Raw genomic sequence first — 26,772 nt, 5'->3', positions numbered from 1 at the left:
ATAGAAGGCTGTCCTCTACGTGCTGCTCGCTTGCGTGGACTGGGTCATTACTGTGACCGCATGACGAATGACGCCATCCCGCCTGCAGACCTCGCGTCGATGAACAAGGTTGAGTTCGCTTTCCCCGGCCCACTGCGTGACCAGCTTGTCGCGGCAATCGTCAACGGTTCCAAGACCTCCACCACCGGCCTCGTCGTCGACTACGAGCATGAGGGCGAGCCGCTGCCGGAAGTCGGGAGCCGTTCAGTGGTCATTGACTCAGACGACCGTCCAGTCGCGGTCATCGAGGTGACCGGCGTACGCGTCGTCCCGCTGGCGCAGGTGGATCTCGCTCACGTCGTAGACGAGGGAGAGGGGTACACCAGCGTGGCCGAGTGGCGGGCGAGCCACGAGCGGTTCTGGCACAGTGAGGAGACGCGTGCGGCGTTGGAAGACCCCGAGTTCGCCGTGGACGACGCGACGCTGGCGGTTCTGCAACGCTTCCGCCTCATCACCGATCTTCGCCCCGTCGATTAGCCATCCTCCCTATCGTTTACCACGTCGTAAGTGCCCTTCTTGCTGGCGGCGGCGCGCCGCGTGGATCTATACCTAGTGCCTCATCAAGGAAGGTTGGTGTGGTAGCCGTGTTGTGTGGACGTCTGGGTTGTTGATGGCGAGGCTGGTCGGTGGAGGTGAGCCGTGGCGCGTCGGCCGGAGGTGTTCGCGCGGTCGTTGGAGCCGGGGGAAGCGCAGCGGCTGGTCAAGATCACGTGGTCTGCCCGGGATCGGGTGCGGCTGCGGCGGTCGGGGATTGTGCCGGCCTCGGTGCAGGGCCGGTCCGCGGGTGAGATCGCGGTGATGTTCGCCGCGACCGAAGGCTATGTGCGGGAGGTGATCCACGCGTTCGACGATTCCGGGTTCGCGGCGTTGTCCCCAAAATGGAGGGGCGGCCGACCAGCTAAATTCGGGCCGGCCGCCCGTAACCAGATCTGCCGCATCGCCGCCTGCAAACCGGCTGAGCTGGGGTTGCCGTTCACGACCTGGAGCCTGAGCAAGCTGGTCGGCTACCTTGCCGGGCACGCCTGGATCAGGGCCAGTACCGAAACCGTCCGGCAGATCCTGCGCAAGGCGGGCGTGTCGTGGCAGGCAACGAAGACCTGGAAAGCCGGCAAAGATCCGGACTTCGTGGCCAAGAAGATCCGCATCCTCGACCTCTGCGATCATCCGCCTGCCGACGGACGGGTGATCTGTGTCGATGAGTTCGGGCCGCTGAACCTGCAACCCCGCCCCGGCCGCGGCTGGTTCCCCCGCGGTCGCCCGGCCCGGTCGCGCGCCACCTACACCCGCACCAAAGGCATTCGGCACATGTTCGGCGCGCTCGACCTGGCTACCGGGCAGATGTCCTACCGGTTCCGTGACCGCAAACGCTGGCCGCAGTTCCTCGACTTCTGCAAACAACACCGCCGCCGCTTCCCCGCCGGGAAGCTCTACCTCGTCTGCGACAACTACGGACCCCACGCCAAAGCCGAGGTCGCCGCGTGGTGCGCGGCCAACGACATCGAGCTGGTCTACACGCCCACCCACGCGTCGTGGCTGAACTGGATCGAGTGCGAGTTCACCGCGGTCCGCTACTTCACCCTCGACGGCAGCGACTACCCCAGCCACGCCACCCAAGAGACAGCGATCACCGGCTACCTCCGCCGACGCAACCGCCACAGCCACCCCAAACACCACTCCGCCGTCAACTCCAAAATCCGCCGCCCGGATTACCTACCCAACGTTGCTTGATGCGGCACTAGCTCGCATGGGCTTCTCGGTCGGAACTCCCGAAGCTGTCCCGAGCCGCAAAGTAGGCGATGGGGGCCCGGACCGGGGACCGCGTCAGTGGCGAGATCCCTGGCCCGGAGGTCCGGCTACGTCCAGTGGATGTTTTGGTAGCGGCGGGTCGTCTCGTTGCATCGGCTACGCGCGCTGCTCGACCGCGCAGCAGGACCTGCAGATCCAGCTCGACGCGCTGCACGCGGCCGGATGCCGACAAGGTTGTTCACGGAGAAGATTTCCAGCCGGATCAAGGTCCGGCCCGAGTTCGATCAGGCGCTCGTGCTGGCCAGCTAGATCAAGCACGCCGCGCCCGAGCAGCCGGTGATTTCGACCGTGCACGAGCTGAAACGCCCCGCGCGTAACGCCGCCGAGCTGATGGCGCTCGCGGGCGACCTCGAGGTCCGCGGCATTCAACTGGAGTTGCTCACCGGCCCGCTGGCCGGGATCCACGACCCCAACGGGCCATGGGCGCGATGTTGTTCGCGGTGCTCGCCGTCGCCGCGCAGCTGGACCGCAATTACATCCGCGAGAAGACCCTCGAAGGCCAGCAAGCCGCCGCGGCGAAGGGAAACCACGGCGGCCGGCCGAAGGTGATCGACGAGGACATGCTGACCTTCGCCCTCGCGTTGAAGGACAAGGGCACCCCGGTGCCGGAGATCGCGAGGAAGCTGACCATCAAGACTGGCAAGAACGTCGGCCGTTGCCCGTCGGTGGCCTCGCTCTACCGCGCCCTCGCCGAAGCGGAGTCCGCCAAAGGCGAGCGGCGTTTGAGCGGGCGTTCAGTACTTCCAGCTGGTCCCGGTGCCCGGCACTGCTCAACCGGGATCGAGCATGGTGTGCTCGACGTGGATGACGTGCGCGCGGGGTCTGCTGCTCCCTGGGCGCGTCCGGGGGTCAGCGGGCGTCGAGCTGTGCGCGCAGGTCCGCGACCTGTGTCTGCAGTTCCTGCACGAGCCGGTAGAGGGCCTGGATGGAGACCATGGCGACTCCGTTGGCATCGACACCGGCGATCACGGTGTCGATGTCGCCCAGGTCGAATGCCGCTTTCCAGTCCTGGGCCATCGGCCCGAGGTGCCGTACCTCCGGGCTTTCCCAGTTGTAGCGCCAGGTATCGCAGCTGGGCATCAGCCGCTTCGCCCGCCGAGGACGCCCGTGATCGACTCAACTGGAGGGAACTTTCGCCACCATGACCGAGCCAGCGAACAACTCAAGCGGCGCAGCCAATTTGGCGAGCTGCAGGTCAGCGGACTTCGCGTCTCGCCACCATCACCGAGTCGGGACACACGCCTACGGTTTTGACAGTCCTGGCCGATGGTCGCCTCATCGGTCCACCGCCCCGTGACGGGCGCCGGGTGATCCCGCGACTCGCGAGGCTCCCGACCGCCGAGAGGGCACGGTCTGACTACAGAGTCTGCTATTGCGGCCACCCGGGAAACTCCTTTTAGAGGATCCCCGCAGGGACCTTGCAACGGGTGTAATGGGTGTTCATTCGCCACCAGTGTGACGATCCCTTGTGAGGTTCTGCGTGACCGCTGGCCCTTCGATGACGCGGAGTCTGCTCACCTCTTTCCTGAACCTGTACGAGCAGGATCCCGGCCGGATCCTGTTCACCTTCGTCGATGACAAGGGGGTAGACCGTCAGCGGCTCACCGTCGCGGACCTGGCGAGCCAGGCCGACGCGGTGGCGTGTGCCCTGCCGCGGTGGGGCCTGGTCCCGGGTGACCGGGCGCTGCTGGTGTATCCCCCCTCCCTGGACTTCGTCGGGGCTTTCCTGGGTTGCCTGGCCGCTGGTGTGCTGCCGGTTCCGGTGTGCCCGCCCGACCCGCTGCGGCTGCGCCACGACGTGGCCGCCTTCACCCAGATCGCCACCGACTGCGGGGCGGGGACCGTGCTGACGAACAGCGCCTACGAGCTGGCCAGAACGGCCGGGAACTTCACGTCGCTCTTGGCCCGTCACCGGATGCGCTGGCCGGACCTGACCTGGCGGCGCACCGACCGTGCCCGGCCCAGCAGACCCCTGCGGCTCGATTGGCGGGTGCCCGGGGACCCGGCGCAGCCCGCCTTCCTGCAGTACACCTCGGGTTCGACCAGCGCCCCGCGCGGTGTGGTGGTCACACACGGCAACATGCAGGCCGAGGTGGAGGCCAACACCGAGGCCCTGGGCCTGGGGCCGGACACCCGCGGGGTGTGCTGGGTGCCGCACTTTCACGACCTGGGGCTGATCAGCTTCGTCCTGTCCACCGTCGTCGGGAACTCCAGCACCTATCTGATGTCCCCGATGTCCTTCCTGCGCCGTCCCGCGCTGTGGATGGAGACCATGGACCGCGTCCGTGCCACGCACACCGCAGCACCGAACTTCGCCTACGACCTCGTGGTGCGCAAGAGCACCCGGGAGCAGCGCGCCCGCTGGGATCTGAGGTCGCTGCGGGTGGTGTGCTCCGGTGGCGAGCCGGTACGTCCGGAGACCGTCCGCCGCTTCCTCGACGCCTGCGCTCCTGCGGGACTCGCCGAGGGCGCCTTCTATCCCGCGTACGGTCTGGCCGAATGCACATTGAGCGTCACCATGGGCGGCCGCGCGGTGCTGCACGTGGACCGGGCCGCGCTGGCCGAAGGGCGCGTCGTGCCGCTGGCCGGGTCGGACAGCGCCGGAACGGCCGAGGGCATCACTCTCGTGGGCAGCGGCCGGGTCACCAAGGCGGATTCCCGGGTCCGGATCGTCGATCCGCAGACACACAGACCCTGCCCCGAGGATCAGGTCGGGGAAATCTGGGTGGACTCCCCGACCAAGGCCGCCGGCTACTACGGGTTCGGCGAGGAAAACCGGGAACTGTTCCAAGCGAAGGTCACCGACGATGACGATCCCCGAAGGTATCTGCGCACCGGGGATCTCGGGTTCTTCCACCAGGCGGAGCTCTTCGTCACCGGGCGCCTCAAGGACTTGATCATCGTGCACGGCCGGAACGTCTACCCGCAGGACGTCGAGGCGAGCGCGGCCCAGGCACACCCGCTGATCCGGCCGGGCGGAGTGGCCGCGTTCGTCCTGGAACCGGTACCAGGCGGGGACACGGAGCGGGTCGTGGTCTTCGTCGAGACCCGCCAAACCCGGCTCGGCCCCGAGCAGCGGCAGGAGTTGATTCAGGCGGTGCGCCACCACGTCCGCATGGATCACAGCCTGGTGTGCCACGCCGTGGTCCTCGGCGGTCCCGGCACCGTCACCAAGACCACCAGCGGCAAGGTCCGCCGCGGCGCTTGCCGGCAAGCCTTCCTCTCCGGTGCGGTTCACCGCGCCTCCACCACTCTCGCCGTCGACGAGCAGCCCGCCGCGTCCGGACAGGAGTCCTCACCATGACCCCCGCCCGCACCGTGTGCATTGTCGGGGCCGGTCCCACCGGCCTGACCCTCGCCCGCGAACTGCACCGCACAGGCCACCACCCCATCGTCCTGGAAGCCGCCGACGCGCTCGGCGGCAAATGCGCCTCCATCGACCTGGACGGCCGCAGCTACGACCTCGGCGGACACATCTGCACCCCCCGGTACACCGCCCTGGCCCAGCTCGCCTCCCAGCTGGACGTCCCCACCGAACAGGCGACACCGACCCTCGTGCCCGACCCTGCCACCCGCACCTGGGCGCCGCCCGATCTCTCACCCCTGGTCAACTCCGACGCCCACCGCCGCTACACGGACCTGCGCGCCGCGCGATTCCCCGACATCGCCTCACCCGGTCTCTCTCATTCCGCACGCGCCCTGGCCGCCCCGGTGGACCAGTGGCTGGCCGACAACCGCCTCGGGCCACTCGCCGCCGCATTGGGCACCGGATACACCGCGGCCGGCTACGGGCAGCTGCACTCCGGCGTACCCGCGCTGTACTTCGTCAAGTACGCGGAACTCACCGGGCTGGTGGCGGACCACCCCGAGCTGATGGCGACCGCGGGGGCGTTCACCGTCGCGGGCGGCTTCGGCCGGCTGTGGCAGCGGATCGCCGACACCCTGCCCGACCTACGGCTCGCAGCTCGTATCCGACGCATCGACCGCGGTGGCCAAGGCGTCACGATCACCACCACGGGCGGCGTCGTGGAGGCCGACGACCTGATCCTGACCGTCCCACTCAGCAGGGTCCTGCCGGTACTGGACGCCACCCCGGAGGAACGGGAGATCGCCGCGAAAGTACGCCACATCGACTACCGCACCCTCGTGTTCACTGCCGAGGACTTGCCACAATCCGGGTTCTACCTGCTGCCGGAACGGACCGGGAGCAGCTCGGCGGCCGGGCGCTGCGTGTCGTTCCACCACCGCCACCACGACCGCGACGTGTACACCGGCTACGTGTACGGCAGTCCCGACTTCTCCGAGGGAAGAACCGCGGATCTGCTCTGTGAGGACATGAAGCAGCTCGGCGGCAGGGTGCGGTCGGTGACGTTGCAGCGCCGCTGGGAGTTCATGCCGCACTTCGGCAGCGACGACCTGCGGGACGGAATCCTCGACCGGCTGGAGGACATACAGGGCCAACGGCGCACCTATCACGCGGGCAGCCTGCCCGCGTTCGAACTGATCGAATGCACCATGGGCTACGCCCAGGACCTCGCGCGGCGCTTCTTCCCCGCACCCACCGCGCACACCGTCGCGCCACAGATGACGCCGACGTCCCGGACCACACGGCTGGACGAGGCCGAACTCGGCGCCTGGCTCTCGACCGCCATCGCCACCGAACTGGACATCCCGCCCCAGGACATCGACCTGGACGCGCCGCTGTACGACTACCCCTTCGACTCCATCAGCTTTGCCTCGCTCCAAGCCGCCCTGTCGGACCTGCTCGGCACCCACGTGGCCTCCATCGACCTGGTCAACCAGCCCACGATCGGCGCTATCGCCCGCCACCTCACAGCCGGCCGCAACACGATGCCGGCCCCCAGGCGATCCCCGCTGCTGCTCCCCATGACCACCGCACACCCGCTGTTCTGCGCGGGCGGCGCGGTCGGAACCGTCCAGTATCTGCGCTCCCTGGCCAGGGAACTCGGCCCCCAGCACCCGTTCAGCGCGCTCCAAGCACCCGGCCACGACGGCAGCGAGGAACCGTACACCGACGTCGAAGAACTGGCCGCGCGCTACGCCGAGGAAATCCGGCAGGCGCAACCACGCGGCCCCTACCTGCTGGGCGGACACTCATTCGGCGGCCTGGTGGCCTACGAGACCGGGCTGCACCTGCAAGCCGCCGGTGAGGAGATCGCCAACGTCCTCGTCCTGGACACCTACGTCCCGATCCCGGAACAGACCCCGCCGCCTCCCGACGAGGCAGCGGCCATCGAGGAACTGGCGACCATGAACAGGATCATCGATCCCGCCGGCACCGCGGAGCGGCCGGCCCTCGATACCGACGCCTCCCCCGAACGCAGGCGAGAACAACTCGCCCGCCTCCTCGGCGCCACCGGAATGCTGCCCGACGAGAGCTTCATCCTCGCCATGCTCCGCATCTACCAGGCCAGCCTGGAAGCATACGTGCGCTACCAGCCGCCGCCCTCCGACCTGCCAGTCACCCTCTTCAAAGCAACCGACGGCTTCCCCCCGGTCTTACGGGGCGACCGGCACATCAACCTGCCCCTGGACGACCCCCACAACGGCTGGAACCCCCGACTCCTGCCCAACCTCACCACCGTCCCGATACCGGGAAACCACTTCACCCTCCTCCAACAACCCCACCTGACCCCACTCGCCACCGCCATCCGCCATAGCCTCACCCCCACGCCCCCGCCAGTCCTCAGATCCGGGACGGACGGACAGCCGGCGAAGAAGACAGCCGGACCGGACAGACTTCGATGACCTGGTGAAGGGCCGCCAAACCGAGTGCGACGCACACGGCCTGAGTGAAGCTGGCACTTGTCCGAGCGAGGTAGCTCTAGGCCACGATGTTCCTCGCACCCCGACACCCGCGCCAGTGCGAGGTCGGGACGCTTCTCGCACGGTCAGCAAGACGATGTCTTGCTGACCGTGCGCCCACTGCGGTGTCGATGGACCGTCTGGCCGACCCGATCTCGCGACCGTCCGATGGAGCCGCGAGATCGAGCCTGCGGGTCCGCTCACCGCGTCGGCTTTCGCCGCCGCGGTGAGCGGATCAGCGGACTGCGCGATCAGTTCGGCGAGTCCCCGGTGTAGCGGAAGACGCTACCGCCGGAATTGACGCCCCACACGGTGCCGTCGGCGCCGGCGCCGATGTCTGACAGGGTGCCGTGGACGCCCACCCACGGGTTCTCGTCGTCGTTGGTGTAGCGGTAGATCTGGCCGCTGGAGTTCACGCCCCACACGCTGGTTCTGGAGCCGACGTCGATCCTGCTCAGGCCGCCTGAAATGCCGACCCAGTGGTTGGCCGTCCAGGTGTAGCGATAGATCTGCTGGGACGAGTTGACCCCCCAGACGGTGCCGTCCGCCGCGGCCCCGATGTCGACCAGACCACCGGGGATCCGGTCCCACGGATCGGCGTCGTCGCCGGTGTAGCGGAAAATCCCGCCGATCGAGTCGACGCCCCACACGTTGGTCCTCGACCCCACCGAGATGCGCGACAACTTCCCGGGCACGTGGAGCCACGCGTTGTCCTCAGTGTCCCCGGTGTAGCGGTAGATGCTTCCACCGGAATTGACACCCCATACAGTGCCGTCAACACCCGCCCCGATATCCGCCAGCCCGCCCGGAATGCCGGTCCACGGATTGTTGTCGTGGTTGGTGTAGTGGTAGATCTGGCTACCGCTGTTGACACCCCACACGACAGTCCGCGATCCGACCGCTATCGCCGAAAGACCACCCGTGATGTTCTTCCAATGAGCCACTGCTGACACCTTTCACACAGTATCGAATACGTGCAGAAAGCAGATAAATGAGGCTCGAGCACAAATGCGACTGTCTACTCACAAGCCCCCGTGGCCTTGTTCTCCGGCCACTTCGACCGTAGCAGCGGCGGGCTGTCCGAAACCCGGCTTTCGCCGCTGTCACCCCAATGACACAGGAAGATCCACCTTTGCGCCGCGATCGGCGGCCGGGAAATTCGTCTCAGTGTTCCGCACAGGCACCGGTGAGCTGTCCGGGTGAACCTCGAACCTCTCCACGGAGGAGACGAAGGGAATCAAGAGGCCATTTCAGGTATGCGGGCCGTCCGCCACACCGATCGACCTCCGCCGTGACATCCTCGGTTGCCAGAGGATGAGAACGTGGCCGTCGCGCGGGCGGTGATCGCAGGAGCGACGCACGTCGGCCAGGACGAAGGTACGTGCAAGCCAACGGTCGGCGCCGTCGTAGCGGGGCGGAAGGCGGCGCGGCCGTGGGCGGTGACGCGGTTGTCAATCAACGCCAGGACGGGGTCGCCGACTGCCAAAGTCGCATATCCAACTGTCGCCAGTCCAGCGGGTAAACGACGGTGTGTGCTTGCCCGGCAGCGACGTTCCGGTCAGTACGGTGCTCTCTTGGCGATCTCGTCCGCCGGCTTGGTCAGTGTGCCGATCGTGGCTGCGATCGGTTCTGACGTGTGATCCAGGAGCCCGCGCTGCCGATCTGCTGTTGTCCGATTTCCGTAATTCCCTCGCGCTTGCCGGCGGGATTTCGTGGGCGGCGAGGTTCCGAAGGGCGATCATCCGGTTCAAGGACGTCTTGTGTTGCCCCGATTCGACTACATCGAGCAGCCAGTGGCCGCCCGGGACATAGCGCTTGATGGCCCTGAATGAGACAGTCTCGACCCTTCAAATCGACAGAACCTTCCGCCGGTGACGAGGTACTCACAGACCTTGTCCGTGAGGTGTTAGGGGAAGACACTGCCGGCCCAGGCTGAGATGGTGCTGGTGTCGTTGTTGATCGCGGTCACCGGGATTATCCCCAGCTCGCCGCAGAAATACTCGCGTGAACAGTGCATCTGCGTCGTAGACATGCCCTCGACAGTGCCATCTCCCGACGAACGGTTGGGGATGTGGCAGTGCTCAGACAGGGCTCCGCACGTGTCAGAGCGTCACGCCCAATGGTTGCTCATGCACCTCAGTGCTCCTCGACCGCTCGGCGGCATCACAGGATGTTCCATGAGTATCGAAGACTCGCGCGGGGTTCGCCGTTGCCTTTGGTGTCGTTATACCGCTCGGTCAACTCGACTTTCACAGTCCGGGGAACACCCCTTCGGTGAAATCTGCTCAATGCGGCTGATCGGATACTCGAAGCGGCCGAAAGATGATGCCCGGACTCGATCAGAGTGACGCCGCCTTCCCAAAGTCCACAGGGGACGGACATCGGCTTTCGGGATGCGGCAGCCCAAGGTCCGGTACCTGGCGATTCCTCCGGCCAGGTACCGGCCAAGGCCGGTTCGGGTCAGCCGGTGATGCGCGGCAGGATCCACCGGGCCAGCGGTTCGGTGATCACACCGTGCGGGGTGTTGCCGTTGTCCCACTGGAACTCGTCGAGCTGGCTTCGCTCCGCCCGCATCTCCTGGAGCGGCATGTACGGGTCGATGTCCCATTTCACCGGGTCGAAGTCCAGTGCCAGCGAGCTCACGACGGGGACGAAACAACTGCTGCGGTATTCCTCGCCGATCGTGATGTTCAGCTTGTCGGCGACCAGGCCGAAGGATTCCAGAATCCCCCCAGGTGCCCCATCCATAGCGGGCACGGCGCTCGTGAACGGACGGCGGATCGCGGTCCCGAAGTTCATTCCGCCGATCGCCTGCTCCGCGCCGTTGTCCGGTTGGAACCGCGCGGTCGCGCTGGCGAGAACGCCGGCTTTCCAGTCGAACGCGATCGTACCGGGCGGCAGGTCTCGGCCGATGCCGTCGCCGGCGCCGTTGGCGACACCTAGTGTGCGCGGCCGCTTCGGGAACCAGCCGATCTTGCGCAGATCGTTGAGGAACTCGGTGCGCATCGGGCTCGCGGTGGCGGTCGGACCGGAGTACAGGGCGTTCGGCACCCAGGACCACAGCAACTGCTGCGCGGCGGCGCTGCGGATCAGTGCCGCCTGCGTCGGCGCGTCGGGATCGCCGACGGGCAGTTCCTCGAAGAAGTAGGCGAGTTGCTGGAGGATCAGGGGAATCCAAGCCCCGTTGTGCGGGGTGTCGTAGGACAGGTAGGTGCCGGTGTGATGGTCCTCCTCGTTGGCCCCCATCGAGGCGAGCGCGTAGCGGGTCACCATGCCGCCCATGCTGACGCCGCCCACGATCAGCGAGACATCATCGTCGTCACATTGCGCGATCGCCCGCCGAATGCAGTTGACCGCCACGCCCGCGTTGGTTCGGATGTCGGCGTGACGTTGGTCGAACCCGAGCAGGACGACGTCGATGCCGGCGGCCAGAACCTGACTGAGGAAACGCTTCCCGTCGGCGTTGTAGGGCGAGTTGAGATGCTCGAAAAGGCCGGGAAGATCGCTGGGGCCATAGTTGAAACCGTCCGCGAAAATCATCGGCCTGCTCAGTCGGGAGTGACCATCGGCGTAGTACACGGCTGCGGTGCCGCCAGGTGTCTTTGGCGTGGTACTGAGCAATTCCCAGGTATCGTTGGCTTCCCTGCGCGTCTCGCCGGTCCTGAACTCGGTGGCGTACCACGGTCCCGGTGTTACCGATTCGGCGATCGCGGCCAGATCCGCATTGGACAATTCCTGGACGTTCTCCGGGGCGGTGGTCTTGACGTCGACCCTGGCTTCCTGCACCATATTTAAACCCTCTGCATCGGTCGGCCGAATGGGTGAATGCCATCAACGTGCAGTATCCGACGCTAACGGGGATTAACAGATTGCCTCAAGAGGTATCACTAATTCGGGCGATTCCCGTCAAAAATTGGTAACGCGCCAGGCCTCGATCTTTCATGATCTTGCTGAGATGATCCCGGTTCGCTGGTGTTGATCTTTGTTGTGCTGTGTCTGTCGGGGCGCGAGTGTGTATAGCCCCACTCGGCTGGTTCTGCGGGTACGTCGGATGCTGCTGCTCGGGGCCTGCTTGGTCAGGGCGGCGAGTCGGTGGTGGGCGGTGATCACGGTGTCGGCCCAGGGTCAACTGGCGGGACTTTTGAGGGTGAGGCGGCGGCGGTGCGCACAAGGTAGCCGGCGACGCTGAAGAGGCGTGGCCGCACGCGTGTGGGCTCGATGATGCAGGCCGAGCCGGTCAGCGCGAGGCACTGGGTGAGGCGATCAGGTCCTGGGCCAGCGCACAGATGTCCAGCCACACCTGGTTTTGGGTGGCGTCACGGAAGGGGAGGTTACGCAGTCCGGTGTCTTTAGTTGCTCGCAAGGAGATCATCACTCGGCTCCAGCGGAGCATGTGCGAACTCCGCGGCCAGCGCGGCGACATATGCACCACGTCGCGAAACTCGCACCACCCGGCTTGCGCACACCGGAATGGGCCAGGCTCACGGCAATCCGGCGCCGCATGACCCTTCTTACCGCCGGCCGGATCATTTTTGATGGTCCGGACGCCACCGTGTGTGAGCAAGGGCACGACTGTACGGGGTCGGCTGTACCCGTTCAGTGGCGTTGGTGGGTGTGCGCCCTCGGAATACTTCCCGGGTATGGATGTGTCAGGCACGGCACGGTATCCGCCGGTCGCGGTGTTGCGGGCCGATGGGATCGACGGGACGTCCGCAGAACTGGGCGCAGAGGTGCGGGCCGAGGCTCAGCAGGCGGCCGAGGTTTTGGCCAGGGTGCCAACTCACGCCGGTCCGGTGGCGCGCACCGAGGCTTTGCGGCAGGCCGCAGCCGCCGCGAACGCGTTGGTGGGCGCGTTATCCGCTGACGGTCGGGCGGTCGTCGGTGAGGAGTTGCCGCCGCGGTCTACGAGTGAGTCGTTCTTCCGGGTTCGTGAGGTGGAATTGTCCGATCGGCAGGCCGCTCTGCATGGTGTCTCAGTGGTGCACCGGGGTCTGCGCGATCTGTGCGACGCCCCGATCTCGGGCGCGGATCTGGCGGTGGAGCTCGCGGCCATGCGCCAGGCCGTGCTGGACCTGACCGGTGCGCCCACCGCTGGTGATCCGCCACCACCGGCCTTGTGTGTGGCGGACTCCGGTGGCGAGGAATCGTTGGAGCGAGTGTGGACCGCACGGTGGATCATCGGCCACCACGTACATGTGCTGTTCAACCTGTGCGCGGCGGTGGCCGTGACCGACGCTGTGGGCCACCTGCGCTCGGGGTCGCGGCGGGCGGCGTTGGAGCGGTTGGAGCACGCGACCGTATTCGTGCGCGGGTTCCCCGCAGCGATGGCCCACGCGGGCACGATCCCGGTCGAGTACTACGCGACCTCGGTGCGCCCTTCCATGCAGCCACCGAACGTGGACAAGGCGTTGAGCGGGCGGCAGCACAGCGCCTACAAGGTATTCCGGGCCGCGATGAAAGAACTCCTGGGCGTGATCCCCGATCCCTACGAGCGGTTGGCCGCCAGTGACCCGGAACTGGCCGGGGCACGCGACGCCCTGCTCGAAGCGGACCTCATCGACAGCGAACGCCACATCGCGCTGGCCTACTCGATGGTGCGCCTGCGGCGTTCCATCGCCCAGTCTCCCCAGGGCCCGGACAACGCCGTCGGCGAGCTGCGCCTGATGCGCCACCGGCGGGCAGCGCAGTACGCGCCGCTGATCCGCTTCGGAGACCACTACATCGCCGACACCGTCGCCTCCCTGCGGCACTGACCATCCCCGCGCCAGGGACCGAGAAGGGACAAGCCGTGCTGAAATCCGCCGCCACCGAGGCCGCTGCGGACCTGGAGCTGAGCCCGACCGACACCGCCGAGATCGACCGCGTCGCCCGCGCCCTGTGCTCCGGCGAGCACGACCTGGTCGACGCACCGGAATGGGTGGACCGCGCCCGCGACGCCTGGGACGAACTGCCGCCTGTGCTGCGACGCGGCATCCGACGCTTCCGACGCCACTCCGGCCGCCGAGGGGTCCTGGTGATCCACGGCCTGCCGGTCGACCACGACGCCCTACCGCCCACCCCCGCCGTCGCGGACTCGGTCCAACGCGAGGCCACCGTCTCCGCCGCGGTGCTCACCATGATCGCCTGCGGACTCGGCGACCCCACCGCCTACCAGGCCGAGAAATCCGGGGCACTCGTGCAGGACGTCGTCCCCGTCCCCGGCAGCGAGGCGTTCTCCGGCAACACCGGCTCGGCCCTGCTGACATTCCACAACGAGAACGCCTTCCACCCCCACGAACCCGACCACGTCCTGCTGCTGTGCCTGCGCCCCGACCACGACCGCGTCGCCGGGCTGCGCACCGCCTGCCTACGCGAAGTGCTCCCACTGCTGAGTCCCGAAACCCGGCAGACCCTGTCCGCACCGGAGTTCATCACCGCACCACCACCCTCCTTCGGCACCGACAACCCGGACCCCGAACCCAGCCCGATCCTCACCGGCGCCCCCGAAGACCCCGATATGCGCATGGCCCACATCGCCACCAGAGCCCTCACTCCACGCGCCACCGCCGCACTGACCGAACTCCTTCACGCCTTCGACCACGCCGCGCACACCACCCGCCTCGCCCCCGGCGACCTGGCACTGATCGACAACCGCGTCACCGCCCACGGCCGCACCGCCTTCCACCCCCGCTACGACGGCACCGACCGCTGGCTCCAACGCACCTTCGCCCTCACCGACCTACGCCGCTCCCGCGACCACCGCGCCCACGACGGCTACATCCTCACCCGCTGACAACCGAGAACGACACCGGGCCTGTCCCGTGATCGGTGTTTCCGGCGTTGTCGATCAGTAGGTCTCGGCTCCCGGCCAGCGGTCACCGAATGTGATGGCGAAAGCGTTGATCACTGGCTTCCAACGCATCGTCCATCGAGCGCGGCCTGTCCCGGTCGGGTCCAGGCTGCGGGTCACAAGGTACAGGCACTTCATCGCGGCCTGCTCGGTCGGGAAATGTCCACGTGCACGGATCGCCCGCCGATAACGGGCGTTCAGCGACTCGATCGCGTTCGTGGAGCAGATCATCGTCCGGATCTCGACGTCGTAGTCGAGGAACGGCGTGAACTCATCCCAAGCGTTGCGCCATAAACGAATCACCGCTGCATGCTTCGCGCCCCATTTCTCTTCGAATTCGTCCAGAGCGGCCGCCGCAGCGTGCGGGCTGGGTGCGGTGTAGATGGGTTTGATGTCGCGTTTCACCGCGTCCCAGTCCCGGCGGGACACGAGCCGGAAGGTGTTGCGGATCAGGTGGACGATACAGGTTTGCACAATGGTCTGCGGCCAGACGTTCGTCACGACGTCGGGCAGGCCTTTGAGTCCGTCGCAGACGAGGAAGAACACATCCCGGATGCCGCGGTTCTTCAGGTCGATCAGCACGCTCATCCAGAACTTCGCGCCCTCGCCGCCGATGCCCATCCACAGGCCCAGGACGTCCTTGTGGCCGTCCACGGTGACGCCGATGGCGGCGTAGACGGGCCGGTTGGCGACCTGCCCGTCGCGGACCTTGACGTGGATCGCGTCGATGAACACAGCGACGTACACCGGGTCGAGCGGGCGGCTGGCCCAGTCGTTCATTTCGGCGACGACCTTGTCGGTGATCCGCGAGATCGTTTCCTTGCTGACCGAGGACCCGTAGATTTCGGCGAAATGCGCCGAGATATCCCCCGTCGTCATTCCCTTCGCATATAGCGACAGCACAATCTCGTCCACCTCGGTCAGCCGACGCTGCCGCTTCTTCACGATCTGCGGTTCGAACGTGCTCTCCCGGTCCCGCGGAACGTTGATCCCGACCTCGCCCGCCGCATCCGAGACCACCGTTTTCGGCCGGGAGCCGTTGCGCACGTTCGTCGACTCACGATCCGGGTCGGCCTGGTTCTTCTCATGCCCCAGATGCTCGGTCATTTCCTCGTTCAGTGCCGTTTCCAGCACGTTCTTGGTGAACAGCTTCAGCAACCCGTCCGGGCCGGTCAGCGCCAGCCCGCGAGCCTTCGCCTCAGCCACCATCACCGCGGCGGCGGCCTGCTCCGGCGACAGCTCCCGCGCCGGCTTGGACTCACGCTTACGTGGACTCACAAGCTCCGATGTCATCACTCACAGTGCCCATCCCGCCGGACCTCAGCCCGGCGTGTCGGGCCGAAAACACCGATCTTGGAACAGTCCCACGACACCGAACCCGCTGCGGCCAGCGAGATGTCTCCAGCGGGACGCGCGACTGCCCCAGTAACGGTGTTTCCGGCCCGACACGCCGGGCTTGGGCACGGTGTGATGACACTGGACGTTGTGACGTCACGATCAGGGGGTAAGAGGAAGGCGGTGAAGCCGCGGTCGGCGCAGGAGGAGCTGGCGGCCTCGATGGTCGCGCAGGCTCAGGCGCAGGGGCTGGCCTTGACCGGCCCGGGCGGGTTGCTCAAGCAGCTGACCAGGACGGTCCTCGAGCCGGCGTTGAATGCGGAGATGACCGAGCCCTTCGGTCACGAGAAGCACAGGCCGAACCGGGCCGTGCTAGCGCGAACGTGCGCAATGGCACGCGGTCGAAAACGGTGGTCTCGGACGCGGTGGGCGAGGTGGAGATCGCGGTGCCGCGGGATCGAGATTCGGATTTCGAGCCGGTGATCGTGAAAAGCGGCATCGTCGGCTGGGCGGTGTCGATGAGATCGTGTTGTCGTTGTATGCGAAAGGGTTGACGACAGGTGAGATCTTCGGCGCACTTTACGTGGATCTATGGCGTGTCGGTGTTGAAGGAGACGGTGTCCCGGATTGCCGATTAGGTGATCGGGGCGATGGCCGAGTGGCAGTCGCGGCCGTTGGATTCGGTATATGCGGCGGTGTTCATTGACGCGGTGCATGTGAAGATCCGGGATGGTCAGGTCGCGAACCGGCCGATCTACGCGGCGATCGGGGTCACGCTGGAAGGTCGTCGGGATGTGCTCGGGCTGTGGGTGGCTGCGCTCGTACTTGATCATGTAGGTAATCAGTTCACGTTGGTGCCCGGCGATCAGTATCTCGGGGATGTCCGTGTGCCGCCTCCTGGCGGATCAGAAATACAGGGAGGGGCATTCAGCTTCTCCACCCGCTGGTCAGGTATTGGTGAGGCGATTGCTGTTGTTCGCGGCGTTGTTCAGCCGGGCCGTGTAGTTCCGGTGCGCGTTGGGGTCGGCGGAGGAAGCGCCCTCGGCGCCCAGTGGGCCTGCGGCGACCAGTCCCAACCAGCCCGCCGCCGTCGCCGTGACCGGGCCTCAAGCGCGTTGTCACCGGAACTCGACGCGCCCCCGGCTGGATCCCACCTTCGAGTCATTCGTCAAGACAGGACCACCCGGATGCTCGACACTGGGTGCTATGGCCATCACTCGACGTATTTTTGTCAGCGGCGCGGTTGCGGCACCCTTGGTCGCGCAGTTGGGGGGTTCCGGGTCGGCGGTTGCCACCGCGCAGCCCGGCGACCAGAACCTGACCGTGTTGAACGGGCTGGCCGAACTACAGCTCACCGACCTCGCTCTCAAGCAGCTCGCGACTCAGGGTATCCGGATGCAGGCGGTGGCCCCGGCCACGGCGATCATGGGCAGCGACGGCCGGACTGTCCAGGGCGTCAAGCTGACCCCGGAGTACACCACCGGCACTGTGAAGCCGACCGGGCAGCCGGGTACGGGCAGGGGGCGGGTGTTCGGTGGTGTGGTGCTGGTCAACGACAAGGCCCGTATGGAGATCAGTGGGCTCAGGGGTGGGCTGCCCGACAGCCGGGTGTTCGCCTTCCTGAAGGTCGGCGACGAGTGGCTGGGAGAGTTGCCTCTCTACACCGCGGACCCGAGCAAGGTCCGGCTGAGTCTGAAGACGGGCGCTCCGGGACAGCCCACCGCGGTGCAAGGTAGTGGTATTTCGGTGACACCGACCCAGGAAGGTCTGGATGCCTTCAGCAAGGCGTTCGGCACCGCGTTGTTCACCACCAAGGACACGGTGTTCACCGCGTCAGCCCAGGGCAACGCGTGGCCGTTGCCCTCCCAGCCCGCTGGCTGACGTTTCCCTCCCGCGCGGCCCCTATCGGCCGAGTACGGCGTCTCGGGGGTGGGTCCTGGTGGTCGCGATGGCGACGGCTTGCAGGCGGCTGGCGCGCAGGAACGGGTAGGCGGCCTCGCCGTGGGTGCCGCCGCTGTGCCCGGTTCCACCGAGACCGGGCAGGTGGGGGGCGTGCCCCATGTGCGAGTCGTTGACCTTGAGCAGGCCGCCGTTGGACACCATGGTGATGAACAGTTCGATCACCTCCTGGTCCTCCGCCCACAGCGAGTTGCGCAGGCCGTAGGCGTTGCCGTTGAGGAACTCGATGCAGCGCGCGAGCAGGTCGGGGCCGTCCTCGGGGACCACGACCGACAGCAGGGGGAAGAAGGTCTCCTCGCGGACCGCGGCGACGGTTTCGGCCAGCGCGAAGCCGTCTACGCGCAGCACGGTCGGCTCGATGAACAACCCGTGCGGATTGGGCTCGCCCTTCAAGTTCACCTGGTCGCCGCCGCAGATCTTGGTGGCCCCCGCATCGAGCGCGTCGTTCAGGCAACGGTGGAACGCGGTGGCGCGCAGGACGGGGCTGAGTACGGTGTCGGAGTCCTCAGGGTCGCCGGGACGCAGCGCGGACGCGGCCGCGGCGAGCCGGCTGAGTAGTTCGTCGGCGATGGCGGGGTGGGCGATGACGTATTTGGGGCTGAAGCATGTCTGGCCGGAGGCGTAGAACGCCTCGATCAGGGCCGCGGTGGCGTGCTCGAGGTCGGCGTCGCGCCATACCAGGACGCCGTCGTTGCCGGACAGTTCCAGGATTGCCCGCTTGCCGCGCTCGACGCACTTGCGTTCCAACGCGAGCCCGTGCTCGCTGGAGCCGAAGTAGTAGACGGTGTCGACCAGCGGGCTGTCCAGCCACTGCTGCATGGTGATCTCGTAGTCGGCGCACAGCACGTTGAACGTGCCCGCCGGTGCGCCCCGCGATTCCAGGATCGGGATGATGATCTCGTGCAGCGCGTAGCTCAGTGAGCTGGCGCAGCTTCGTGGCACGCGAACGACGACGGCGTTGCCCGCCAACACCACCAGTGAGGCGATCAGCCCGAAGATCGGCGCGTTGGCCGGTGGGTCGACGCAGACCACGCCGTCGGGTTGACGCTGCAGCACGATCTTGTGTCCGGCGGTGGTGATCTCCTGCCGTAGCAGAACACGGGCGAGATCGAGGCTCTCCGGCCGCACGAGGTCGAGGATCACGTCGAACTGCGCTTCGACCAGGCGTCCGGGGCAGCCTTCCATGCGCAGGATGCGGGACAGTTCCTCTCGGTGCGCCAGGAAATTCTCGTGCAGGTCCTGGGCGTACCCGAGCCGGTCGGCCAGTGGTACGGCCCGCAGCCGCGGCACCGCTGCCGCCGCGGCGCGTAGCGCGGCCTGCCCCTGTTCCGGGGTGGCCAGTGCGGCCGAGCACAACACGTGCGGGTGCGCGTGCAGCTCCTCCTCGCTGCCCTCGCGCAGCAGCCGGAACAGCGTCGCCGTCTCGGGCCCCGAGGGGTCCAGCACCGCGCGGACCCCCATGCCGTAGGCCCGCTCGTCGGTGTCGACACGCTCACCCCCGATGTAGAGAGGGAAGTGGCGAACCGCGGTCTGGGTCTGGGTCATCGTGCTTCCTCTGACTTGAAGTAGGTGATCAGTGACCTGGCCAGGTCGTCGATGCCGCTGCTGGCGACCAGGCGCATCAGCGGGATTTCCCGGCCGAAGCGGCGGCGCATCTTGGCGATCAGCTCGGCGCCCATCAGGGAGTCCACGCCGAGCTGGTCCAGTGGCCGGTTGCGGTCGAGACGCTCGGGGTCGACGCCGAGCACGTCGGCGAGCGTGGCGACGATGGTGTCGGCAGCCAGGGCGATCGCGTCCTCCTGGGACGCCGCCCGCAGCCTGTCGGCCAGGTCGTCGTACTCGTCGTCGTCGCCCCGGTCGCCACCGGTGAGTTCGCCGAGACGCGGGGTGGTCAGGTGCGAATAGAGCCTGCGCACGAACTCCCCGTCGTGGCTCCACACCACCGCGACTTCGGGGCCGCCGACCAGCTCGTCCAGTGCCTGGCGGACCTGGTGCAACGACAGCAGCACGACGCCCGCTCTGGTGACCGCATTCGCGGTGGTCTCGTTGCGGGCCACGTAGCCGACCTCGCCCAGCGCGCCCCAGACGATCGTCTGCCCGACCAGTCCACGGGTACGCCGGGCCCGGGCAAGTGCCTCCAGGAACAGGTTGCCCGCGCAATAAGCGGCCTGCCCGGCGTTGCCGACCACGCCCGCCGCCGAGGAGAACATCAGGAACAGATCGAGGTCGTGGCCCTCGGTCACGCGGTCCAGCACCAACGCGCCCGCCATTTTCGGGGCCAGCACGGCCCGGAACCGCTCGGCGGTCAGGTCACCGGCCAGTGCGTCGTCGAGCACCATCGCCGCGTGCACCACCCCGCGCAGCGGGGCGCCGCCGCGGTCGATGGCCGCGACCAGCTCCCGCATCGCGGACTCGTCGGTGACGTCGACGGCGTGCACGGACACCGCGACGCCCTGGGCGGCCAGTGCGGTGACGAGGTCTTCCGCACCGGGCACGGCCATACCGCGCCGGTTGACCAGGACGAGCTGACGGGCTCCGCGATCGACCAGCCAGCGGGCCGTTTCCGCGCCGAAGCCGCTCGCGCCACCGGTGATGAGGTAACTGGCCGCGGGATCGAGAGTGATCGCCGGGGGCGCGGACTGCTCCACCGGCGGGCGCCGGTTGAAGGTGACCATCAGCTTGCCGATGTGGCGGGAGTGCTGGATCGACCGTAGCGCTTCGGCCGTCTGGGCGACGGGGAAGACCCGGTGGGGGATGGGCCGATAGGCACGCTCCCCGGCCCGGGCCGTGACCTCGTCGTAGACCGCGCTGATCTCCTTCATGCGGTGCTTGCCCAGCTGGTCGATGTCGACGGCGAAGTAGCTGATGTTGTCGAGGAACAGGCGTAGTGAGACGTTCCGGCCGCTGTAGAGGTCGCGTTTGCCCAGTTCCACAAACCGCCCGCCGAACCGCAGCACGTCGAGGCTGCGGCTGATGAACTCCCCGCCCAGGGAGTTGAGCACCACGTCGACGCCCTGGCCGCCGGTGGCGTCGAGCACGTCGGCGGCGAAGCTGAGATTACGCGAGTCGAACACGTGTTCGATGCCCAGGAGCCGGAGGACGTCCCGCTTCTCTTCGGTGCCCGCGGTGGCGATCACCGTGGCGCCCGCCGCGTGGGCGACCTGGATGGCGGCCAGTCCGACACCGCCCGCCGCGCCGTGCACCAGGACGGTTTCGCCCGCGCTCAGCTTCGCCAGGTGCCGAAGTCCGTACTCGGCGGTCAAGAACGCCACCGGCGCCCCGCCGGCCGAGGTCAGGTCGAATCCGGCGGGTATGGGGCCGATCAGATCCTGCTCGACCAGCACGTGCGAGGCGAACCCGCCCCCGCCGAACCCCGCGACCTGGTCACCGGGCCGGAACCGCGTCACATCCGGGCCCACGGCGCTGACCACACCGGACCACTCGTAGCCGAGGTTGGCGCCGGCCATCCCGTCCTCCACCACCCAGTCCGGCAGCATGCCCACCGTGATCAGCGCGTCGCGGTAGTTCAGCCCGGTCACGTGGACCTCGACGACGACCTGACCCGCACCGGGTTCGGGCCGTTCCATGGCCACCCATGCCAGCCGGTACGAGTGCCCCGGATTCCGCGTGACCATCCGGTAGGGGGTGGCAGGGTCGAGCGCGGGGGCCGGAGGCAGGTCGCGGAGCCGGGGGACGAACCGGCCCCCCTCGGTGAACACCACCTCGTCGTCGTCGGTGGGGTCCAGCACCTCGCGGGCGAGATGATCGAGTGGGGCGCGGCGGTCGAAAGAGATCCGCCGGACCGGCATCGTGGTGTATTCGGCGGCGAGGGTGCGGGTCGCACCCCACAACGCGGCGTCGACCGGGGCGCTCGTCGCTTCGGGTGCCGGGTTGACGCCCGCCGGCCTGCTGACCAGCCACAGCCGGGCCACCTCTTCGGCAGGCAGGTCGCTCACGCTGGTCGCGATCGCGACCAGCAGCGCGAACCGGCGAGCGGTGGCGTTCACGGCCTCGTCGGGGGCCGTGCCGGTGGTGGCCAAGAGCAGCACCACGTCCGTCGACGGCCCACGCAACCAGCTGCCGGGGTCGGTGCCCACGGCTGCCCGGGTCGCGGTCGCGCCCTGCTCGCCCAGTCGCGCGGTGAGCGCGTCCGCCAGCTCGGCCTCGGTGTCGTCCTCGGCGACGACGACCACGCGCGTGCCCGAGACGGTGGGCAGCACCTGCGGCAGGGGTGTGGTCCGCGGTGTCCTGCTCGCGATCGTCAGCGAGCACGGCCTTGCCTCCAGCAAGGTCATCACCGCGCTGAAGTTGCTGTCGGGCAGAAGATCCCGCCACACCTGGGCGGGCAGGAGCGGTGAGTGGCGCCGCAGGTCGAGGTCGGTCATCGCCCAGAAGCCCGGTGCCAGGCCGAACGGCAGGACCAGCACCTGTGGATCGTGCGATTCGATGAACAGCAGTCGTCCGTGGTCGGACAGCAGATCCGAGACCGAGCGCAGCGCCGCTCGTACGTCCTTGGCCGTGTGCAGGGCGTTGCCGGCCACCACCACGTCGAACGTGCCGGGCTCGGCATCGGGTTCGTTCAGATCCAGCGTGCGGTACTCGACGAAGTCGTAGTGCGCGAACCGGGCGGCCGCCGGGGCGAGGAAGAACGGGGTGACGTCGGTGAACACGTAGTGCGTGCGGTCCGGTGGCAGGACCGGCAGCAGCGCCGCGGCCAGCGCACCGGTGCCACCGCCGACCTCGAGGATCCGCAGTGGGCGATCCGGCGGCCACGCTTCGACCAGTGCCCGCATCGCCTCGGCCGCGGCCCGGTGGAACGGGCTCAGCGTCGGCATCAGGTCGTAGTAGTGGGCGAGGGTGTCACTGCCCTGTGTGGGGAACAGGATGTCCAGCACATCGCGTTCGCCGCGCAGCAGGTCGGCCAGGTGCAGCCCGCACCGCCCGGCCAGGGTGAGGTTGGAGATGTACTCGGGGAGCGCGGCGACCGCGTCGGCGGTCGGAGCGACGGTGGCGGAGGTGATCCGCCACCGGGAGCGGCCCTGGAACTCACCGAGCCATTCGAGGAAGCCCTGTTCGGCGGCCACCGACGTCAGCAGGTCGAGCAGGCGTGCGTACTCGGGCTTGACGCCGGCGGCGAACAGGTCTTCGGTGAAGAAACTCTCGGCGCCGTCGAGCAGGCCGCGCACGGCCCGCACGGTGAACGCGGCCGAGTAGTCGAGCCATCGTGGCCGGTACTCGTCGTACTTGGCCTCCGGCGTCTCCGTGCTCATCGAGAGCGGGCACAGCACCTCGGTGGTGGGTGCCGGGCCGCGCGGTGCCGCGCGCAAGACGATGTGCTGGCGCCGGACCGCGTGCTTGGCGGGCAGGACCACTCGCACGAAACGGCACTGCAACAGTTCGAGCAGGACGTTGCCCGACTCGTCGGTCATCGTGATGTCGGCGGTGGCGGAGGTACTGGAGATCGCCCGGCAGCGCAGATGCACCGCGCCGGTCGCCGTCGGCGTGCCCCACAGCCGCGCGGTGCCGATCGCCACGGGCAGATAGGAGTCGTCGCTGGTGACGATGCCATGCAGCATCCGGCCGAAGTGCACCGCGGCCTGCAGGCCGGCATCGGTCCACGCCGGGTGCGCGTGGAACCCGGTGAAGTCCAGGTGTGCGCAATCGTAGTCGGCCAGCACCTCCATGCCGTCCACCCAGAGCTGGGAGATCACCACGAAGTCGGGCCCGTAGCCGACCCCGAGGCGCTCGGCGTCGGCGTAATGCGCCGCCTGCTCGACGTGCTGAGCGCGTCCGGCGAACCGGACGCGCATCGCCGCCAGCTCCAGCGGGGGCGGCGCGGTGGCCACCCGCCGACGTGCCCGGCCCCGCGCGTGGGTCTGCCACTGCTGGTTTTCCCCGTTCCGGGTGGCCACCCGGAACACACCGTCCTCTTCGGACAGTGACACCTGCATGCGCGGCAGTACCGACTCGTCCTCGGGGGCGGCCATGGGCCTGGTGATGTGCAGATCGCACGCCTCGGCCGGCGCCTCCAGCGCCAGTTGCCCGGCCGCCCAGCACATCTCCAGGTATCCGGCGGCGGGCATGATCGCCGTGCCGCTCGCCTGGTGCCCGCTCAGCCACGGCAGCCGCGCCGGATCCACTGTGGACTGCCAGGTCGGGTCGGCGACCGCGGCCCGGTCCCCGAGCAGCACGTGGTCGGGTGCTGCCGGGACGCCGCTCCAGGCGTACTTGCTGCCGACGAAGAACCGTTCGTGCTGCCACGGGTAGCGGGGCAACGGTACGACCCTGCCCGGCCGCGGGAAGTACTGCTCCTGCGGGGTCTCCGCTCCGGAGGCCAGCGCGGCCTCGACCGCGGCCAGCAGGGCGCGCGGCCCCGGGTGGGCCATGGTCAGGGTCGGCAGCACCGCGAGCACGCCGTCCTTGGCCGCCCGCTTGAGATAGGTTTGCAGCACCGGTCGCGGGCCGATCTCGATGATCGTGTCGAACCCGGCAGCGACCAAATGATCGGTGGCCGTGTCGAACCGGACGGGCTCGCGAATGTTGCGCCACCAGTACTCCGCGTCCAACGACTCCCCGGCCAGCGGACCGCCGGACACAGTGGAGACGAACTCGGTGGCCGCCGGTTTCGGCGCGAGATCGGCCAGCGCCGCCAGCACCCCGGGCCGCAGCGGGTCCATCGCCGCGCTGTGGAACGGGTAGTCGATGTCCAGCAGCCGGCAGAAGACCTCGCGCTCGGCGAGCCGCCCGGCCAGGTCGCGCAAGTCCTCGCGCGGACCGGCGAGGGTGACGTCGGTGCCGCTGTTGACCCCGGCGATCTCCACGCGCCCGTCATAAGCCGTGAGCAGGGCCTCGGTGTCCCCGACAGAGAGGTTGACCGCGGCCATGGTGCCGGTGCCCGCCGTCTTCGCCTGTGCCTGGCTGCGGGCCACCACCAGTTCCACGGCCTGGGTCGTGTCGTACACCCCGGCGACGAACGCGGCCGCGACCTCGCCGGCGCTGTGCCCGTACACCGCCTGCGGGCGCAGTCCGTGCTGCGCCAGCACCGCGGCGATGCCGGCCTGCACCGCGAACAGCACCGGTTGCACCACGCTCGTGTCGCCTAGGCGTGGCTCGGTCGCACGCAGTTCGTCGCCGACCCCCCAGCCCACCAGCGGTTCCAGCACGGCGTCGATCTCGGCGATGGTCCGGACGAACACCGGATCGGTGTCGAGCAGGTCGACGGCCATGCCCGGCCAGGTCGAACCGTGCCCGGAGAAGGCGAACGCCACCTTGCCCCGCTCGGTCGCGCGCTGGGTGCTGCCCGGCTCGGCCAGCCGGCGCCTCGCCTGCTCCGCCGAGTCGGCGAGAACCACCCGTCGGTAGGCGTGCTGACCACGCCGGCACCAAGCCGTGTAGGCGAGATCGGGGAAATCCGTGCAGCCGGCCAGTCGTTCATCCAGCAGAGACAGTGCTTCGCCCACCGAGGCCTCGGTGTGGCCGGACACCACGACCGGCAGTACTTTCCCATGCCGGCGGGGAATCGACGCCAAATCAGGCGGTACGACGGGCGGCGCGCCGAGTACGACGTGCACGTTCGTGCCGCCGAAGCCGAAGGAGTTGACCCCGACCATGCTTCCCGCGCCGGTCGGCCGCGCCCGCGGTACCGGGGTCAGCGCCAGCCCGTCGAAGTCGATGTCGGGGTTGCGCGGGCTCGCGTTCGGCGTCGGCGGGATCTGCCGGTGCCGCAGCACCAGGATCGCCTTGCACAACCCGGCCATGCCCGAGGCCGGTTCGAGGTGCCCGACGTTGGCCTTCACCGACCCGATCGGCAGCGGCTCGCCGGAGCGGCGCTTGCCCAGCGCGTTCCCGATCGCCGTGCACTCCGCGGGGTCGCCGATCGGCGTTCCGGTGCCGTGCGCCTCCAGGTAGACCAGCTCATCCGGATCGAGGGCGAAGCGCTGGTACACCTGGTGCAGCAGGCTTTCCTGGGCCTGTTCGCTGGGCAGCACCAGCCCGATCGTGTGCCCGTCACTGTTGGTGCCGGACCCCTCGATCACCGCGTGCACCCGGTCGCCGTCGGCCAGCGCGTCGGCCAGCCGCTTGAGTACCACCACCCCCGCGCCCTCGCCGCGCACGTACCCGTCGGCGTCGGCGGAGAACGGGCTGCAGCGGCCGGTCGGCGACAGGAAACCCGCCTTGGCGAAGCCGACGTAACTCATCGGGTTGAGCAGGAGGTTCACCCCGGCCGCGAACGCGACCCCGCCCCCGCCGTGGCGCAGATGCTCACACGCCAGGTGCACGGCGTTGAGCGCCGACGCGCACGCGGTGTCCACCTTCAGGCTCGGCCCGTGCAGATCGAGGTGGTAGGACAGCCGGTTCGCGGTGTTGGACAGCGCCGCGCCGGAGTTCGTGTAGGGGCCGATCGCCTCCGGCGTCACCATGTTCTGGCCCGCATAGTCCATCACCGACGCGCCGACGAACACCGCGCCGTCCGAGCCCCTGAGCGAGTCCGGCGCGATTCCGGCGTCGTCGAGCGCCTCGATGCCCAGCTCCAGCACCAGCCGCTGCTGCGGATCGATGCTCAGCGCCTCACGCGGGCTGATCCCGAAGAACTCCGCGTCGAACCCGGCCACGTCGTCCAGGTAGCCACCGTCGAACGTGTAGGACTTGCCCGGCCGCATCTGGTTGGTGTCGTGATAGCGGTCCAGGTCGAACCGGTCCGCGGGCGGGGCGCCCACCACGTCGCGGCTATCGCACAGTAGGGACCACAGGCTGTCCAGGTCGTCAATTCCACCGGGCAGCCGGCAGGCCACACCCACGATCGCGATCTTGTCAGGCATCCGGCCATCGTGCCGTCACCATGGGGTTTTCGATCCATTGTGGAGGCGGGTCACCAGATCTCCAACCTAACGAGTGACCGACACCCAACACCGCAGCATCGGTGTGTCCGTGACCCCGATTCCGCGCGGATGTCGGGATGTACAGCCATCCGAGTTCGC

General features: G+C 68.1%; 14 protein-coding genes and 1 pseudogene. 8 read left to right on the top strand and 7 right to left on the bottom strand.

Annotation, left to right across the window (positions count from 1 at the left end; genetic code table 11):
• Positions 1 to 60 precede the first annotated feature (60 nt).
• Complete coding sequence (locus P3102_RS15760) at positions 61 to 516, top strand: ASCH domain-containing protein (protein WP_276370069.1); 456 nt, start codon at positions 61 to 63, stop codon at positions 514 to 516.
• A gap of 195 nt (positions 517 to 711) precedes the next feature.
• Positions 712 to 1,767: an IS630 family transposase gene (locus tag P3102_RS15755; RefSeq protein WP_276370049.1), complete on the top strand. Its 1,056-nt coding sequence runs from the start codon at positions 712 to 714 to the stop codon at positions 1,765 to 1,767.
• 174 nt (positions 1,768 to 1,941) lie between these two features.
• Here P3102_RS15755 and P3102_RS15750 read toward each other — a convergent pair whose 3' ends face one another.
• Both P3102_RS15750 and P3102_RS15745 read right to left on the bottom strand, forming a co-directional pair.
• Complete coding sequence (locus P3102_RS15750) at positions 1,942 to 2,250, bottom strand: hypothetical protein (protein ID WP_276370068.1); 309 nt, start codon at positions 2,248 to 2,250, stop codon at positions 1,942 to 1,944.
• A 444-nt stretch (positions 2,251 to 2,694) separates the two neighbouring features.
• Entirely contained in the window at positions 2,695 to 2,925 is a 231-nt protein-coding gene (locus tag P3102_RS15745) for a hypothetical protein (RefSeq protein WP_276370066.1), read from the bottom strand.
• Between the two features lie 400 nt (positions 2,926 to 3,325).
• On the opposite strand from P3102_RS15745, the gene P3102_RS15740 reads away from it, so the two are divergent.
• Together P3102_RS15740 and P3102_RS15735 are read left to right on the top strand one after the other, a co-directional pair.
• Positions 3,326 to 5,149: a fatty acyl-AMP ligase gene (locus P3102_RS15740; RefSeq protein WP_276370065.1), complete on the top strand. Its 1,824-nt coding sequence runs from the start codon at positions 3,326 to 3,328 to the stop codon at positions 5,147 to 5,149.
• Complete coding sequence (locus P3102_RS15735) at positions 5,146 to 7,614, top strand: alpha/beta fold hydrolase (RefSeq protein WP_276370063.1); 2,469 nt, start codon at positions 5,146 to 5,148, stop codon at positions 7,612 to 7,614. The genes P3102_RS15740 and P3102_RS15735 overlap by 4 nt, the downstream gene beginning before the upstream one ends.
• A gap of 308 nt (positions 7,615 to 7,922) precedes the next feature.
• Here P3102_RS15735 and P3102_RS15730 read toward each other — a convergent pair whose 3' ends face one another.
• On the bottom strand, positions 7,923 to 8,615 hold the full coding sequence (locus P3102_RS15730) for a tectonin domain-containing protein (RefSeq protein ID WP_276370061.1): 693 nt from the start codon (positions 8,613 to 8,615) through the stop codon (positions 7,923 to 7,925).
• 1,516 nt (positions 8,616 to 10,131) lie between these two features.
• Entirely contained in the window at positions 10,132 to 11,460 is a 1,329-nt protein-coding gene (locus P3102_RS15725) for a hypothetical protein (protein ID WP_276370059.1), read from the bottom strand.
• 1,004 nt (positions 11,461 to 12,464) lie between these two features.
• Between P3102_RS15725 and P3102_RS15720 the strand changes: the two genes are divergently transcribed.
• Both P3102_RS15720 and P3102_RS15715 read left to right on the top strand, forming a co-directional pair.
• The gene (locus P3102_RS15720; protein ID WP_276370058.1) at positions 12,465 to 13,424 is read left to right on the top strand and encodes a hypothetical protein; all 960 of its coding nucleotides are present in this window, start codon (positions 12,465 to 12,467) and stop codon (positions 13,422 to 13,424) included.
• 35 nt (positions 13,425 to 13,459) lie between these two features.
• Positions 13,460 to 14,443, top strand: coding sequence for a TauD/TfdA family dioxygenase (locus P3102_RS15715; protein WP_276370056.1), 984 nt, complete (start codon positions 13,460 to 13,462; stop codon positions 14,441 to 14,443).
• 54 nt (positions 14,444 to 14,497) lie between these two features.
• Here the strand turns inward: P3102_RS15715 and P3102_RS15710 are convergent, their stop codons facing one another.
• On the bottom strand, positions 14,498 to 15,793 hold the full coding sequence (locus P3102_RS15710) for an IS256 family transposase (RefSeq protein WP_346660170.1): 1,296 nt from the start codon (positions 15,791 to 15,793) through the stop codon (positions 14,498 to 14,500).
• A 177-nt stretch (positions 15,794 to 15,970) separates the two neighbouring features.
• Here P3102_RS15710 and P3102_RS15705 point away from each other — a divergent pair.
• Together P3102_RS15705 and P3102_RS15700 are read left to right on the top strand one after the other, a co-directional pair.
• Positions 15,971 to 16,644: pseudogene (locus P3102_RS15705) on the top strand (transposase); the annotation flags it as partial.
• A 397-nt stretch (positions 16,645 to 17,041) separates the two neighbouring features.
• The gene (locus tag P3102_RS15700; protein WP_276371661.1) at positions 17,042 to 17,716 is read left to right on the top strand and encodes a hypothetical protein; all 675 of its coding nucleotides are present in this window, start codon (positions 17,042 to 17,044) and stop codon (positions 17,714 to 17,716) included.
• Positions 17,717 to 17,737: 21 nt separating this feature from the next.
• Here P3102_RS15700 and P3102_RS15695 read toward each other — a convergent pair whose 3' ends face one another.
• Entirely contained in the window at positions 17,738 to 19,339 is a 1,602-nt protein-coding gene (locus P3102_RS15695) for an aldehyde dehydrogenase (protein ID WP_276370054.1), read from the bottom strand.
• Complete coding sequence (locus P3102_RS15690) at positions 19,336 to 26,613, bottom strand: type I polyketide synthase (protein ID WP_276370052.1); 7,278 nt, start codon at positions 26,611 to 26,613, stop codon at positions 19,336 to 19,338. Before P3102_RS15690 ends, P3102_RS15695 begins: the two co-directional genes overlap by 4 nt.
• Positions 26,614 to 26,772 lie beyond the last annotated feature (159 nt).

The sequence above is a fragment of the Amycolatopsis sp. QT-25 genome, from assembly GCF_029369745.1.
GTDB lineage: Bacteria > Actinomycetota > Actinomycetes > Mycobacteriales > Pseudonocardiaceae > Amycolatopsis.
This window is presented reverse-complemented; position numbering and strand designations above follow the sequence as displayed.

Bases quoted from the DNA above. Each gene is read 5' to 3' on its own strand.
- P3102_RS15760 (WP_276370069.1), top strand. From the start codon at position 61: ATGACGAATGACGCCATCCCGCCTGCAGACCTCGCGTCGATGAACAAG.
- P3102_RS15745 (WP_276370066.1), bottom strand. From the start codon at position 2,925: ATGCCCAGCTGCGATACCTGGCGCTACAACTGGGAAAGCCCGGAGGTA.
- P3102_RS15735 (WP_276370063.1), top strand. From the start codon at position 5,146: ATGACCCCCGCCCGCACCGTGTGCATTGTCGGGGCCGGTCCCACCGGC.
- P3102_RS15725 (WP_276370059.1), bottom strand. From the start codon at position 11,460: ATGGTGCAGGAAGCCAGGGTCGACGTCAAGACCACCGCCCCGGAGAAC.
- P3102_RS15710 (WP_346660170.1), bottom strand. From the start codon at position 15,793: ATGACATCGGAGCTTGTGAGTCCACGTAAGCGTGAGTCCAAGCCGGCG.
- P3102_RS15700 (WP_276371661.1), top strand. From the start codon at position 17,042: ATGGCCATCACTCGACGTATTTTTGTCAGCGGCGCGGTTGCGGCACCC.
- P3102_RS15695 (WP_276370054.1), bottom strand. From the start codon at position 19,339: ATGACCCAGACCCAGACCGCGGTTCGCCACTTCCCTCTCTACATCGGG.
- P3102_RS15690 (WP_276370052.1), bottom strand. From the start codon at position 26,613: ATGCCTGACAAGATCGCGATCGTGGGTGTGGCCTGCCGGCTGCCCGGT.